This is a genomic window from Streptomyces sp. NPDC104202, from assembly GCF_055584185.1.
In genome coordinates this window covers 22,203-35,571 of sequence record NZ_JBVJMN010000077.1, presented here as the reverse complement: position 1 = coordinate 35,571, position 13,369 = coordinate 22,203, and the positions used below count along the sequence as shown (strand labels likewise).

Below are 13,369 nucleotides of genomic sequence, written 5' to 3'. Positions count from 1 at the left end.
GGTGTGGGGGGTTTTTTGTGTTTTGTTTCCGCGTTTTCTGTACCGCCCCCACCCCCCCCCCCCCCCCCCCCCCCCCCCCCCCCCCCCCCCCCCCCCCCCCCCTCCCCACGCCCGCGTACGCCCCTCCGAGCGCCCTCACCCGTCGGCCACATCAAGCCTGGCCTTCTCCACGCCCCCGGTCCGCGCCGACCCGCTCGCGGGAGAGCCCCCGATCCCGGCGAGGGCGTCCCGGCCGCGCCTCTGCCCCCACCGACCGGCACGAAAGCCGATCCGGATCTCCGCGGATCCGCTCGCGTACCCGCCGTCTCAGTGGGCAGTCGGCCGGGCATGGAAGGAATCAATCCCTTCGCGGTGGTGACCGGGGCTTCGAGCGGTATCGGGTACGGCCGACAAGACGAGGACGATCCGACGGAGGCGGCCCGGCAGGGGCCGGAGGCCGGGGAGAGCGGCGGCGAGAAGGTCACCGGGGGATCGGTGAAGACCAAGGCGCAGGAGTCGCTCGGCAAGGTGCTCCCGGACGCGCTCGAGGCCGAGGGGCACCGCAGGACGGCCGGACCCGCGAGCGGCGACGGCGACACGGCAGGCGAGGAGGGCTCGTGATGAAGGCGCTGACCTGGCACGGCACGGCCGACGTGCGTGTCGACACCGTGCCCGACCCTGTGATCGAGAAGCCGAACGATGTGATCGTCAAGGTGACGAGCACCGGCCTGTGCGGCTCTGACCTGCATCTCTATCAGGTCTTCGGCCCGTTCCTCGAAGCGGGCGACATCCTGGGCCACGAGCCGATGGGCGTCGTCGAGGAGGCGGGTCCCGACGTCACCGCCGTGCGCGCGGGGGACCGGGTCGTCGTGCCGTTCAACATCTCCTGCGGGACCTGCTTCATGTGTGTGCAGGGGTTGCACTCGCAGTGCGAGACGACCCAGGTGCACGAGCACGGCATGGGCGCGTCCCTGTTCGGCTACACCAAGCTCTACGGCCAGGTGCCGGGAGGCCAGGCCGAGTACCTGCGGGTCCCCTTCGGCAACAACCTGCCCGTCCAGGTGCCCCACGGTCCGCCCGACGACCGGTTCGTCTACCTCTCCGACGTCCTCCCGACGGCCTGGCAGGCGGTCCGGTACGCCGCCGTGCCCGCGGGCGGCAGCGTGGCCGTCCTGGGGCTCGGCCCCATCGGCGACATGTGCACCCGGATCGCCGCGCACCTCGGCATCGAGAAGGTCATCGGGATCGACCTCGTCCCCGAGCGGCTGGAGCGGGCGCGGCGGCACGGCGTCCACATCGTCGCACTCGACAGGGACGACGTCGTGGCCGTCGTCCGGGACCTGACCGACGGGCGGGGCCCGGACGCCGTCATCGACGCGGTGGGGCTGGAAGCGCACGGCGCGCCCCTGGCCGCCGGAGCGCAGAAGCTCGCCGGGCTCCTGCCCGGTCCGCTGGCGGCGCGACTGATGAAGCGCTTCGGGGTGGACCGGCTGTCCGCCCTGTACCTGGCCATCGAGCTGGTACGCCGCGGAGGCACCGTCTCGGTGTCGGGCGTGTACGGCGGCATGACCGACCCGATGCCGCTGCTCACCCTCTTCGACAAGCAGATCCAGCTGCGCATGGGCCAGGCCAACGTCTGGCGCTGGGTGCCCGACCTGCTGCCGCTGGTCACCGACGGCGACCCCCTGGGCACGGAGGACTTCGCGACCCACCGGCTGCCGCTCGACGAGGCGCCCGAGGCGTACGCCATGTTCCAGAAGAAGCAGGACGGCGCGGTCAAGGTGCTCTTCACGCCCTGACGCGACAGCCGCCCGCCCGGGGCCTCCGCGGGCGCGCCGTCCGCACCGCGTTCCGTCCTGGGGTCGCCCGGCAGGAGTCGATGGCGGTCGCCGTGGGCGCGGGGCACGCTTTCCTCTCCACCCGCGGCAGCTTCCCGTCCGTTCGTTCCGGTGTCCCGTCGCCGTCCGAGCGCCTTCGTTCCGGTGGTGGGTGAGGGCCGGGTTGCGGGGTACGCGCGTCACGACGCGATCCGCCGGCACGAGGAAGGTGAGGAACAGCATGAGCGCGGTTGGAAGCGGCCCCCGCTCGGACAAGGACGACTCCGTGGGCGAGCTCGTCTCGCGGGCGTCGCAGCAGGTGTCGGAGCTGGTCCGGGAGGAGATGCGGCTGGCCCGGGCGGAGATGACGCAGAAGGGCCGGCGTTACGGCAGGGGCGGCGGGATGTTCGGCGGAGCGGGCTTCGTCGCGATCCTCGCCGTCCAGGCGCTGGTCGCCGCGGGCATCGCCGCCCTCGCGCTGGTCCTGCCGGTGTGGGCCTCGGCCCTCGTCGTCGCCGCCGTCCTCGCGGCGGTGGCCGGGGCCTTGGCCGCGGGCGGCAGGAAGCAGGTCGCCAAGGCCGGCGGCCCCGCACCCGAGCAGACCATCGACAGCGTCAAGGCCGACGTGGCCGAGATCAAGGAGAAGGTGCAGCGATGAGCCACCAGGGTCAGGACGGCGTACCCGAGCAGGGCACCGAGGAGCTGCGTGAGCAGGTCGAGCACACGCGGCAGGAACTCGGGCGGACCGTCGAGGCGTTGGCGGCCAAGGCCGACGTGAAGGCGCAGACCAAGGAGAAGGCGGCGGAGGTCAGGGAGAAGGCCGTGGAGGTCAGGGAGAAGGCGGTGGAGGTCAAGGAGCAGGCCGTGGACGCGGCCTCCGCCGTGACCGGCCGGATCCGGGTCAAGGCGGCGCGGACGTCCGAGGCCCTCAAGGAGAGGATTCCCGACCCCGTGCTCGACAAGGCCGCCCACACGGTGGGGTCGGTGCGCCGTGGCGCGGCCCGGGCCAAGCAGCGGACCCTCGACAAGACCCCTGACGGCATCCGCGACAAGGCCGCTTCGGCCGCCCGCACGGCGCGTGGGGCACGCACCCCGCTGCTGGTCGCCGGCGCCGCCGTGGTGGCCGTCCCGCTTCTGCGCCGCCGGAACCGGAGGCAGAAGTGAAGGCATCCAAGATCGCGTACAAACCCGTCGGCTTCACGCTCGGTGCCGTCAGCGGCCTGCTCGCGGGCGCTGCCTTCAAGCAGACCTGGAAGTGGATCGGTCACGACGACGACGCTCCCCACGCCACCGACGAGGACCGCACCTGGCGGGAGGTCCTGATCGCCGCGGCGCTGCAAGGCGCGATCTTCGCCGTCGTCAAGGCCGCCGTCGACCGGTCGGGCGCGGCCACCACCCGCCGTCTGACCGGCACATGGCCGGGCTGAACCGGCACACCGACACGGCCTCACGAAGGCCGACCGACCTGCCGGCCGACGCCGTCGTCACAGGAAACCCTGTCACGACGGCGTCGGCGGTTCGGTGGGGCGTACGAGGCGAAGGCACGACCCCCGAGCAGGCGCACGTCCCACCCCGTCCGTGTCCGTCCCGGGCCGCTACGACACCAGCCCGGCCCCCTCCAGTTCCGTCAGGCGTACGGTGCACAGACCGCCGCGCTCGGCCTTCACCTCGGTCACCTCCAGCTGCGTTCCGGGCGCGAGGATGTACTCCTCCTCGCCCGTGAAGGCGGAGAAGCGTCGGATGCCCACCGCACGGGCCGGTGTCACCTCGAAGAGGGTGCGCCGGCCGCGCCCGCCGAGGAACGCCCGGGCCACACCGAGCTCGGACGTGCACGACGACACGCCCCACCAGGTCACGGTCCGCCCGAGCGGGTACTGGGACCGCAGGTCCAGAGCCACTCCGCGCCACAGCGGCTTCGTCCGCGCGGGCAGGCCCTCCATGGCGGAGAACAGAAGGCGCAGGTAGGGCAGGTAGGGGACCACGCGCTCACGGTCCGAGGAGCGCAGGACGGCGTTGATCTCGCGGTAGAAGCCCGACTCGCACGTGTAGAGGTAGAGCGCCGAGATCTCGTCGGCCGACAGGGAGCCCACGGCCTCGCCGGACGGTCCGCCGGCGGGGGCGGCCTCGGCGGCCTTCGTCTCGCCGAAGCGGCTCGACAGGTCGATGTGGCGGTCCAGGTGGGCGATCACCTGCGAGACCGGCTCGACGGCCTTCCGGAAGTCCATCAGCGGCGTGTCGAACACCCCGGTGACGGGCGGCAGGACGAGGCCCTCGTCCTTGACGCTGGTGAGGCGCTCCAGATACAGCTGGTGCAGTTCCATGGTGGACGCGATGAACGCCCCCATGCGCTGTGAGACCCCGCCGTCCTCCGGGCCCCCGGCCCCGCCGGCCCCCTGGTCCCAGCCCTTCCGCGGCAGCCAGTCCACCGGCTCGGCCCCGACCGCCGCGAGGGCGTCGTTCACCTGGGAGAAGTGGTCGCCCTCGCAGAACAGATCGCCCTGGGCGGCCGGGTTGGCGTGGTCCAGGTGACGGACCTGGACCCCCGGGTACTTCTTCTCCAGCCGCTGGACGACCCTCTTCAGGCTCCGGGCGTGCGCGCCCCACCAGGCGAACACCACGCCGCGGTCGTCCTCCTCGGCGGCGTCCTGCTTCGCACGGAGGATCTCCTCGACGATCTGCTCGGCCACGGGGCGCCAGAACGACGTGTGCCGGTCGGTCGGCATCGCCCCGTCCGCGCTGGCGGTCAGGGACGCGTTCAGCAGGAGCACGCCCTGCGTCAGCATCGCCTGGAACCACTCGGGCGGCTGGACCGTGTCCTCCTTCTTCAGCAGGGCGCGGACGTCGGCGATCGGCGTCTTCTTGACGATGCCGTACTTCCACATCGCGGCCGCCTTGATGAGGCAGCGGATGCTGACGACCCGGCCGAACTGGCTGTCCTTCCAGTCGTTGAAGGTGTTGTCGAACATCGCGATGCCGGTGGCGCTCTCCGCCCGCGGATAGGGGTTCTGCCCGAAGACGACCACCTTCCACTTCTCCGGCGGATGCGGCTTCAGCGCCTGGAACGTCAGCTCGCGCACCGGCACGACCTCCGGGCTGCGCTTCGGCCCGATGAAGTCGGCGGCGCCGGGCTGCGCCGCGATCACCGGCGCGAGCAGCGGAAGCCACGGCTCGCCGCCGCCGGTGAACAGGTCGGCGAGGCCCAGCGGGTCCCCGGCCGGGGAAGAGGCGTCACCGGAGGCCGTCACGTCGACATCACTCACGAGGGGGGAACTCCCGGAACTCGAACCGGACGCCTCGACGGGCGTGCCGGATTGCTGAACGGTGGGGGCGGGGGCGTCGGTGCCGTCGACGCCCGCGGGGGCGGGGGTGCCGTCCGCGCCCAGGGCGGCAGGGGCCTGGGGGCCCTTCGGGTCAGTGGCGAAAGGAACGCTGCCGGGGCACGTTGATCCGGACCCGCCGCGCGGACCCCGCTCCCTCGATGTCGGCCAGCTGACCGAGTATGGCGGATCTCAACTCGTCGTAGTCCGCGAACCCGTGGTCGTGGAAGAGGGTGTAGCCCGTCCACATCAGGTTGGCGCACACCGTCGCGGGCACCTGCCCGGTCTGCGCGCCCATCCCGACGAGGGCGACCGACCGGATGCTGCCCGGCTTCGCCCGGTTCTGCTGGTGCACGGCCTGGAAGGCGGCCGCGCAGGCCAGCGCCACGTTCATCGTCTGGCTGACGTTCTGCGAGGACTGGCGCATGGTCGGCGTCGAGATCAGGTACCGCGGCACGTCCGCCCCGGACGCCACGCACACGGCGCTGCCCACCGGAAGCCGCCCGGCGAACCGGTCGCGGATCGCCCGCTGCACCCGGACCTGGATGCCGGCGCCCAGGTACCGCTTGACGACGGCGTCGACCCCACCGTCCATCCGGCCCCGCTCGTTGGTGGGGGAGACCCAGGCGTCGACGTCCACATCCAGCAGGGAACCCTGCCTGATCTCGACCTCCGGCGTGTCCGCGAAGGCGGACCGCCAGGCGGTCACCACCTCGTCGTTGACGTCGACCAGGACCACGCGCAACGCATACCTGACACCCACGAATTCACCCCTCTCACCCCGTGACTTCGAACGATCACCAAGCTATCGGGAGCCACTGACAACGCCGTTCGACCGGATCGTTCGAGCGGCAGGACCGGACGACGTGGGGGCGGGAGGGGGAGTGACTGGGGGCCAGGGGCAGAGGGGGAGAGCCCGGGGGAGGGCGGTCGGCCCGAGGGGGGTGACGGGACGTCAGGGCTGCGTCGCCAGCGTCCGCACGCCCGGCCCCGCGAGGTCGTCGAGGGCCACCCGGCGCCCCGACACGGCGAGCAGCAGGGAGAGGGCGGGGCCGCTCACCGCGGGGCCGTCGCCGACCTCCAGCTCCGTGTCCGTCGCCGTCAGGCTGACCCGGCCCACCAGCTCCTTGGCGCCGCCGAAGGACGCGGAGGTCCGGGTCTGGAGGAGCAGGGCCCTGGTGACGACCGCGGTGGGGTAGCGGCGCTCCAGGCCCAGGGGCCTGCGGATGTCCTCGCCGTGGACGACCTCCTCGACGAGACGGCTGTCGAGCGGGGCGGGAGGGGCCGACGTCCGCGTCGCCACCCGGCGCAGCCGGCGCAGGGTCTCCTGGGGGTCGTCGCCCCGGCGGCGTGCCACGCCGACGGCGTTCTGCCGGTCGAAGTCGAAGCGGGCCCGGGCGAGGCCGACCACGAACCCGACGCGCGTCGTGAGGGCGGTGTCGACCAGGTGGGCGGCGACGTCGTGCACGGTCCACCCCGCGCAGAGCGACTCCTCCCGCCAGCGCTCGTCGTCGAGCCCGGCCAGGTCCTCGATGAGTGCGGCCCGCTCGGCGTGCACCAGCGGCCAGACGTCCTGTGTCACGGCTTCTCCTTCGTCGGGGTGACAGGTCCTCCCAGGGAGGACTCCGGACCTCGCGTGGACTCATCGGTCGCCCCGCGAGAAGGCCCCCGTCGGCCGACTGCTCCGTGAGGGAGACAGGTCCCAGGAGGGGCAAGGGGTCGCGAAGGGTTCATTCCAGGGCATACGGCGACAGCTCCGCAGCGCATGCGCCAAGGAAGTGATGGGGCATCAGGTGACAATGAAAACGATTGTCGATAACGTCCTCCTCGGTCACGGCGCCGACGGCGCCGCGACCGAGTCGTACCTCCGCGCTGCCGTGTGAAAGGAAAGCCGTGGCACATCTCCTGATGGTCGAGAGCTGGGTCGGATCGATGAGCAGACTGCTGCCGTCCGCCCTCCGGGAAGCCGGCCACGAGTTCACCTTCCTCACCCGCGACCTGCACCACTACCTGCGCTCCGCACCGGAGGGCGCCGCCCATCCGCTCCTCGGGGCGCGCCACGTGCTGTCCGCGGAGACGAACGACACGGACGCGCTGTCGGCCTTCGTCGAGCGGGCCCACGAGGTGCTGCGCTTCGACGGTGTCGTCACCTCCTGCGACTACTACCTCCCCACGGCCGCCCGGATCGCCGGCCGGCTGGGCCTGCCCGGGCCCACGCCCGAGGCGGTCGACGACGCCTGCCGCAAGGACGCCACCCGCCGCGTCCTGGCCGAGGCGGGTCTGCCGGGACCGCGGTTCGCGGTCTGCGGCGACTGGGCCGAGACCGCCCGCGCGGCGCGGGGCCTCGGATATCCGCTGGTGTTCAAGCCCGTGGACCTGTGCGCCGGGATGTTCGTCCGCCGCGTGGACGACGAGGTCGCGCTGGCGCACGCCTACCGTGAGCTCGCCGCCTCTCCCGTCAACGCGCGAGGGCAGCGGCGCGCACCCGTCGTGCTGATCGAGGAACTCCTGCACGGTCCGGAGGTCAGCGTCGAGACCGTGTCGTACGGCGGGGCCGTGCACGTTGTCGGCGTCACCGACAAGAGCGTCGGCGGGGCGCCCGCCTTCGTCGAGACCGGCCACATGTTCCCGGCGGCGCTGGACGCGGCCGACACCGCCGCCGCCGAGGAGACCGCGTGCCGGGCGCTGAAGGCGCTCGGTCTCGACGGGGTCGTGGCCCACACCGAGATCAAGCTGACGCCCGACGGGCCGCGCCTGGTCGAGGTCAATCCCCGTCCGGCCGGCAACCGCATCACCGAACTGGTGCGGCACGTGACCGGCGTCGACCTCGCCGCCGCCTGCGTGGACGTGGCGCTCGGCCGCGCACCGGACCTGCGCCGCCGTGACACCGGGCTCACCAGTGCCGCGATCGGCTTCCTCGTGCCGGAGCGGGACGGGGTCCTGGAGACCGTCGACGGCATGGAGACGGTCGGTGCGGCGCACGACCTGCTGGAGCTGCGGCTCGCCGAGCCCGGCAGCACGGTCAAGGCCGCGGGAAGCAACAACGACTACCTCGGCCACGTCATGGCCGGCGACGCCCGGGGCCGCGGTGCCCGCACCCGCGTCGAGGCACTGCTGGCGCAGCTGGAACCCCGGGTGGCGAGCCGATGACCACACGCGCCGACGTCCGTGGCACGGCCTCCTCGTACGACGACCTCGTCGCGCGCGTGCTGGCCGGTGACCTCGGGCCGGACCCCCGCACCCAGCGGATCGCGGTCGCCTTCACCACCCGGCAGGCCGTACGGCACGAAGGGCGGGGGACCGGGTACCGCAACGAGGTCCTCAGCCTGCGGCTGGCCGCGGCCGTGGGGTCGTGCGCGGTCGAGCCCGGACGCCTGCCCGACGGCGCCGTGGAATCCTGCGTCGGCGCCGACGTCGCGACCCTTCTGGACCACGAGCTCGCGCCGGTCCGGGTCGCCGCCCTCGACGCGTACCTGATGCACGTCCTCCCGCACGGTCCGGCCGGCGGCGGGGAGCCCTGCCCGCTGCCCGCCGGCACCTCGCTGGAGAAGTCGCGGGCCCGCGCCGAGGCCGTCGTGCGGCTGATCGACGTCGCGCCGGGCGCGACCGTGCTCGTGGTCGGGGTGGTCAACTCGCTGCTCGAAGCGCTGCGCGCACGCGGACTGGCCTACGTCCCCTGTGACCTCAAGGGCGGGACGACCGAGTGGGGCGAGCCCGTACGCACCGACGCCCTCGCGGAGTTGCCGCGCTGCGACGCCGTCCTCGCGTCCGGCATGACGCTCGGCAACGGCACCTTCGAGCCGCTGCGGCGGCACGCGCGGGCGCACGGCGTGCCACTGGTGCTCTTCGCCCAGACCGGCAGTGCCGTCCTGCCCCGGCTGATCGGCTCCGGCGTCAGCGCGGTGTGCGCGGAGCCGTATCCCTTCTTCTGGCTCGACGGCGGACCCGGGACCCTCCACCGCTACGGAGCCGCCCTGTGACCATCGCCGTCCTGCCCAACGCGCACGCCGCCGGCAACCGGGACCTCCTGGCCCTCCTCGGCCGCACGCCGCTCGCCCGCGTCACCGCCGACCTGCCGTGCCCGCAGCCCGGTTTCTGGGCCAAACTCGAAGGGCTCGGCGTCGGCGGGATGAAGGCCCGGGCGGCCGTCTCCATGCTCCTGGGCGCGAAGGAGCGCGGCGAACTGCACCCGGGAGCACCCGTGGTGGAGTCCACCTCCGGGACGCTCGGCATCGGCCTCGCCTTCGCCGGACAGGCCCTCGGCCACCCGGTCGTGCTGGTCGGCGACATCGAGCTGGAACCCTCGATGCGGCGGCTGCTGCGCGCCTACGGGGCCCGCCTGGAGCTGGTGGACCGCCCGGCGCCCGAAGGCGGCTGGCAGGCGGCCCGGCTGGCCCGCCTGCGCGAACTGCGCGCACGCCTTCCGGACGCCTACTGGCCCGACCAGTACAACAACCCCGACAACAGGCGGGGTTACGCGTCCCTGGCCGCGGAACTCACGACGCAGCTCGACCACCTCGACGTGCTGGTCTGCAGCGTCGGGACGGGCGGTCACAGCGCCGGGATCGTCGGTCCGCTGCGGCGGCACTGGCCCGGACTGCGACTCGTCGGCGTGGACTCCACGGGGTCCACGATCTTCGGCCAGCCCGCGAGGCCGCGGCTGATGCGCGGCCTGGGCAGCAGTATCCACCCGCGGAACGTCGCCTATGACGCCTTCGACGAAGTGCACTGGGTCGGGCCCGCCGAGGCCGCCGACGCGTGCCGGCGGCTGGCCCGCTCCAGCTTCGTCAGCGGCGGCTGGAGCACCGGCGCCGTCGCCCTCGTCGCCGCCTGGGCCGCCCGCGTCCACCCCGGGGCGGTGGTCGCCACCGTCTTCCCCGACGGACCGCACCGCTACCTCGGCAGCGTGTTCGACGACGACTTCACCGCGGCCCACGGCATCGACCCGGCGGCCGCGGCCACCCGCCCCGTCGAGATGCCGCACCCCCGGGCCGCGGAGGCCACCGGCTGGGCACGGTGCCGCACCGTCACCGACCCCCTGGCCCCGACGCCGGAAAGGACCCCGTGAAGACCTCCCTGCGCACCGTGCGCCTCGCCCTCGCCGAGCCGCTGCGCATCTCCCGCTCCACGACGACGGCCCGCGAAGCCGTCTGGCTGACCCTCGCGCACGGCGGGGAGCGCGGCCACGGCGAGGCCGTGACCAGCGTCTACTACGGGCTCGACGCACCGGCCCTCGGGCGGCTCCTCGACGTCGAGGCACAGTGGCTGGCGCGCTTCCCGGACCCCGAGAGCGCCCTCGAAACCCTCCGGAGCGGCCCCCGGAAGGACACCCCGCCGGCCGTCGCGGCGGCCGTGGAATCCGCGCTGCTCGATCTCGTCGGCAAGCGCGCCGGCGTCCCCGTCCACCGGATGCTGGGTTCCGCCGTGTCCCCGCCGTCCGCGGCGACCGCCCGCACGATCGGCATCACCGCGCCCGCACGGGCCGCCGCACAGGCGGCCCGGCTGGTGCGCCGGGGGTTCTCGGTCCTCAAACTGAAGGCCGGCGTGCCGGATCCGGCCGAGGACCTCGCCCGGCTGCGGGCCGTCCGCGCCGCGGCGCCCCACGCCCGGCTGCTCCTCGACCCCAACGGGGCGTGGAGCGTCCCGGAGGCCGAGCGGATGACGGCGTTCGCCGTGGAGCTGGGCGTCGAGGCCGTCGAGCAGCCGCTCGCCCCCGGCGACCCGGAGGCGCTGGCGAGGTTCGCGGAACGCTCGCCGCTGCCCGTCATCGCCGACGAGGACGCGGTCGGCCCCGACGACGCCCGTCGCCTCGCCGGTCGCGTCCAGGGCATCAACGTCAAACTCGCCAAGTGCGGCGGCGCCGGCGCCGCCTCGCGCATCGCGGACCTGATCGACGGCACGGGAACCGAGCTGATGCTCGGCTGCCTGACGGCCAGCACGCTCGCCCTCGCGCCCGCCGTCCACCTGGTGCACCGCGCCCGGTGGGTGGACCTCGACGGCCACCTGCTGCTCGCCCACGACCCGTGGACGGGCATCGGCGGCGCCGACGGCACCGTACGGGCGGGGCACATCCCGGGCCTCGGAGTGCGCGAGCGCGGCGCCGGGGAGGCCGGTCCGTGAAGACGTGGCACGAGATACGCGGCTTCCCGCTCGCGGTCCGCCTCCTCCTGGTCAATCAGCTCGGCGTCAACACCGGCTTCTACCTCCTCGTCCCCCATCTCGCCCTGCACCTCGGCGAGGATCTGGGCCTGTCGGCGGCCGTCGTCGGCATCGTGCTCGGGGTGCGGAACCTCAGCCAGCAAGGGCTGTTCCTCATCGGCGGGACCGCGTCCGACCGGCTCGGCCCGCGCGGCGTCATCATCGCCGGATGCGCCCTGCGGGCCGTCGGCTTCGGACTGTTCGCCCTCGGCGACGGACTGCCCGTCCTCCTCGCCGCCTCCGTCCTCAGCGGACTGGCCGGGGCGCTGTTCAACCCCGCCGTGCGGGCCTATCTGGCCCTGGAGGCGGGGGAGCGGACCGCCGAGGCGTTCGCGCTCTTCCACGTCTTCGCGACCGTCGGCGCGCTCGTCGGGCCGCTGCTCGGCAGCGCCCTCCTGCTGGTCGACTTCCGTGCCTCCGCGCTCACCGCGGCGGGCCTCTTCGCCGTACTCACCGTCGCCCAGGCCCTGGTGCTGCCCGCCCGCCGGGTCACGCCGAGCGGGAACAGCGTCCTCGGCGACTGGCGCGAGGTGATCGGCAACCGGGGCCTCCTCGCCTTCGCCCTGACCCTGGTCGGCCTCCACACCCTGGAGAACCAGCTGTACCTGCTGGTGCCCGCGGGCGCCCGGCAGGCCACCGGCTGGCAGGGCGCGGCCGGGCTCGTCTTCCTCGTCGGCACCCTCACCCACCTGGCCTTCCAGACCCGCATCACCCGCGTGCTCAAGAAGCGGGGCAGCAGAGCGCGCTGGATCGGGACCGGACTCGCCCTGACGGGCCTGTCCTTCCTGCCGCCGATGGCGGTGTCGGGAGTCGCGGGCGGGCCCGACGGTCCCGCGGACGCGGTGCTGCGGGCCCTTCCCGTCCTGGCCGGCGTCCTGCTCCTGCACGTCGGCCTGATGATCGCCCAGCCGTTCGTGATGGAACTGATCCCCGGCTTCGGGCGGCCCGAACTCACCGGCACCTCCTTCGGCGTGTTCTACGCGTGCTCCGGCGTCGCCGCCGCCATCGGCAGCACCCTCGTCGGCTGGGCCATGGACACCGGCGCACGGACGGGCACCCCGTGGCTGCCGTGGGCGTGCTGCCTCGTCCTCGGCCTGGCCTCCGCCGCGGGCGTCGCCCGGCTGCGGCACCGCCGCCTCCTTCCGGCCCACCCCGCGACCGCACGGGTGAGCGCATGAACGACGCACCCGGCACGACGGCCACCGCCGCGAACCTGCTCACCGACCACCCCGCCCTGTACGAGGCCCGCTTCCCCGACCCCGAACGGCGCGCCGGACGCTGGGCCGAGGACTGCCTGCGCCGCCACGGGGCGCCCGGCCCCCGCATCCTCGACCTCGGCTGCGGGACCGGACGCGACACCGCCCACCTGCACCGGGCCGGCCGCAGGGCCACCGGGGCCGACCTGTCCGAGGCGATGCTGAGCCACGCCCGGGCGCACCACCCCGGCCCCCGTTACCTCCGGGCGGACCTGCACGGGTTCGACCTGGGGGAGAGGGTCTTCGACGCGGTGGTGTGCCTCGACAGCTCCCTCCTGTACTGCCACACGAACGACCAGCTCGCCGGCTTCCTCACCTCCTGCCGCCGGGCCCTGGCGCCCGGCGGCCTGCTCGTCGCCGAGATGCGCAACGGCGCCTACTTCCTGGGCCGTACGGACCTCCTGGAGGCCCCCGCCACCGACGAGGTCACCTGGCGGGGCACCACGTACCGCTCCACCACCACCCTGTGGGTGGACAGGACCGCCCAACTGCTGCGCCGTACCCGGGTGTGGACCACCGGCGACCGCCCGCCCGTGGAACAGCGTTCCGCCTGGCGGCTGCTCTTCCCCCAGGAACTGCGCCACCTGCTCGCCGTCCACGGGTTCGACGTGATCGCCCTGTACGACGGACCGGGCCCCCGCACCGATCCACCCTGGCGGGAGGGCGATCCGCCGACCGCCACGGCCGACGGCGACCGCCTCCACCTGATCGCCCGCCTCACCGGCGCGCCCGGTCTCTGAACCGGCCCGCGCGGCCCCGCCACACCCCGGCCCCGCACCCACCCACCTCAAGCAAGGAACTC

General features: G+C 73.8%; 14 protein-coding genes. 11 read left to right on the top strand and 3 right to left on the bottom strand.

Annotated features, from left to right (window positions below):
- Positions 1–327: 327 nt before the first annotated feature.
- The 5 genes from ACZ60W_RS33415 to ACZ60W_RS33395 all read left to right on the top strand — a co-directional run bounded on the left by ACZ60W_RS33415 (position 328) and on the right by ACZ60W_RS33395 (position 3,223).
- The gene (locus ACZ60W_RS33415) at positions 328–600 is read left to right on the top strand and encodes a hypothetical protein (protein ID WP_469759154.1); all 273 of its coding nucleotides are present in this window, start codon (positions 328–330) and stop codon (positions 598–600) included.
- Complete coding sequence (locus ACZ60W_RS33410; protein WP_469759153.1) at positions 600–1,778, top strand: zinc-dependent alcohol dehydrogenase; 1,179 nt, start codon at positions 600–602, stop codon at positions 1,776–1,778. Before ACZ60W_RS33415 ends, ACZ60W_RS33410 begins: the two co-directional genes overlap by 1 nt.
- Before the next feature lie 259 nt (positions 1,779–2,037).
- Positions 2,038–2,454 carry a phage holin family protein gene (locus tag ACZ60W_RS33405; RefSeq protein WP_469759152.1) on the top strand — a complete coding sequence of 139 codons (417 nt, stop codon included), beginning with the start codon at positions 2,038–2,040 and terminating at the stop codon, positions 2,452–2,454.
- Positions 2,451–2,960: a DUF3618 domain-containing protein gene (locus tag ACZ60W_RS33400; protein WP_469759151.1), complete on the top strand. Its 510-nt coding sequence runs from the start codon at positions 2,451–2,453 to the stop codon at positions 2,958–2,960. The genes ACZ60W_RS33405 and ACZ60W_RS33400 overlap by 4 nt, the downstream gene beginning before the upstream one ends.
- Complete coding sequence (locus ACZ60W_RS33395) at positions 2,957–3,223, top strand: DUF4235 domain-containing protein (protein ID WP_469759150.1); 267 nt, start codon at positions 2,957–2,959, stop codon at positions 3,221–3,223. The genes ACZ60W_RS33400 and ACZ60W_RS33395 overlap by 4 nt, the downstream gene beginning before the upstream one ends.
- A 168-nt stretch (positions 3,224–3,391) precedes the next feature.
- Here the strand turns inward: ACZ60W_RS33395 and ACZ60W_RS33390 are convergent, their stop codons facing one another.
- From ACZ60W_RS33390 to ACZ60W_RS33380, 3 genes are all read right to left on the bottom strand, one after another.
- Complete coding sequence (locus tag ACZ60W_RS33390) at positions 3,392–5,056, bottom strand: ADP-ribosyltransferase domain-containing protein (protein WP_469759149.1); 1,665 nt, start codon at positions 5,054–5,056, stop codon at positions 3,392–3,394.
- 151 nt (positions 5,057–5,207) lie between these two features.
- A complete protein-coding gene (locus ACZ60W_RS33385; RefSeq protein WP_469759148.1) occupies positions 5,208–5,876 on the bottom strand; it encodes a macro domain-containing protein in 669 nt (222 codons plus the stop codon).
- 192 nt (positions 5,877–6,068) lie between these two features.
- The gene (locus ACZ60W_RS33380) at positions 6,069–6,695 is read right to left on the bottom strand and encodes a maleylpyruvate isomerase family mycothiol-dependent enzyme (RefSeq protein ID WP_469759147.1); all 627 of its coding nucleotides are present in this window, start codon (positions 6,693–6,695) and stop codon (positions 6,069–6,071) included.
- A gap of 311 nt (positions 6,696–7,006) precedes the next feature.
- Between ACZ60W_RS33380 and ACZ60W_RS33375 the strand changes: the two genes are divergently transcribed.
- Genes ACZ60W_RS33375 through ACZ60W_RS33350 form a run of 6 tightly spaced genes read left to right on the top strand, consistent with a single transcriptional unit; the run spans position 7,007 to position 13,307 of the window.
- Positions 7,007–8,263, top strand: a complete 1,257-nt coding sequence (locus ACZ60W_RS33375) for an ATP-grasp domain-containing protein (RefSeq protein ID WP_469759146.1) — start codon at positions 7,007–7,009, stop codon at positions 8,261–8,263.
- Positions 8,260–9,093, top strand: a complete 834-nt coding sequence (locus ACZ60W_RS33370) for a Rossmann-like domain-containing protein (protein WP_469759145.1) — start codon at positions 8,260–8,262, stop codon at positions 9,091–9,093. Before ACZ60W_RS33375 ends, ACZ60W_RS33370 begins: the two co-directional genes overlap by 4 nt.
- The gene (locus ACZ60W_RS33365; RefSeq protein WP_469759144.1) at positions 9,090–10,181 is read left to right on the top strand and encodes a PLP-dependent cysteine synthase family protein; all 1,092 of its coding nucleotides are present in this window, start codon (positions 9,090–9,092) and stop codon (positions 10,179–10,181) included. Before ACZ60W_RS33370 ends, ACZ60W_RS33365 begins: the two co-directional genes overlap by 4 nt.
- A complete protein-coding gene (locus tag ACZ60W_RS33360) occupies positions 10,178–11,233 on the top strand; it encodes an enolase C-terminal domain-like protein (protein ID WP_469759143.1) in 1,056 nt (351 codons plus the stop codon). Before ACZ60W_RS33365 ends, ACZ60W_RS33360 begins: the two co-directional genes overlap by 4 nt.
- Positions 11,230–12,489: an MFS transporter gene (locus ACZ60W_RS33355; protein WP_469759142.1), complete on the top strand. Its 1,260-nt coding sequence runs from the start codon at positions 11,230–11,232 to the stop codon at positions 12,487–12,489. The genes ACZ60W_RS33360 and ACZ60W_RS33355 overlap by 4 nt, the downstream gene beginning before the upstream one ends.
- Positions 12,486–13,307 (top strand): class I SAM-dependent methyltransferase, encoded by an 822-nt coding sequence (locus ACZ60W_RS33350; protein WP_469759141.1) that lies wholly within the window; start codon positions 12,486–12,488, stop codon positions 13,305–13,307. The genes ACZ60W_RS33355 and ACZ60W_RS33350 overlap by 4 nt, the downstream gene beginning before the upstream one ends.
- The last annotated feature ends 62 nt before the right edge of the window (positions 13,308–13,369 follow it).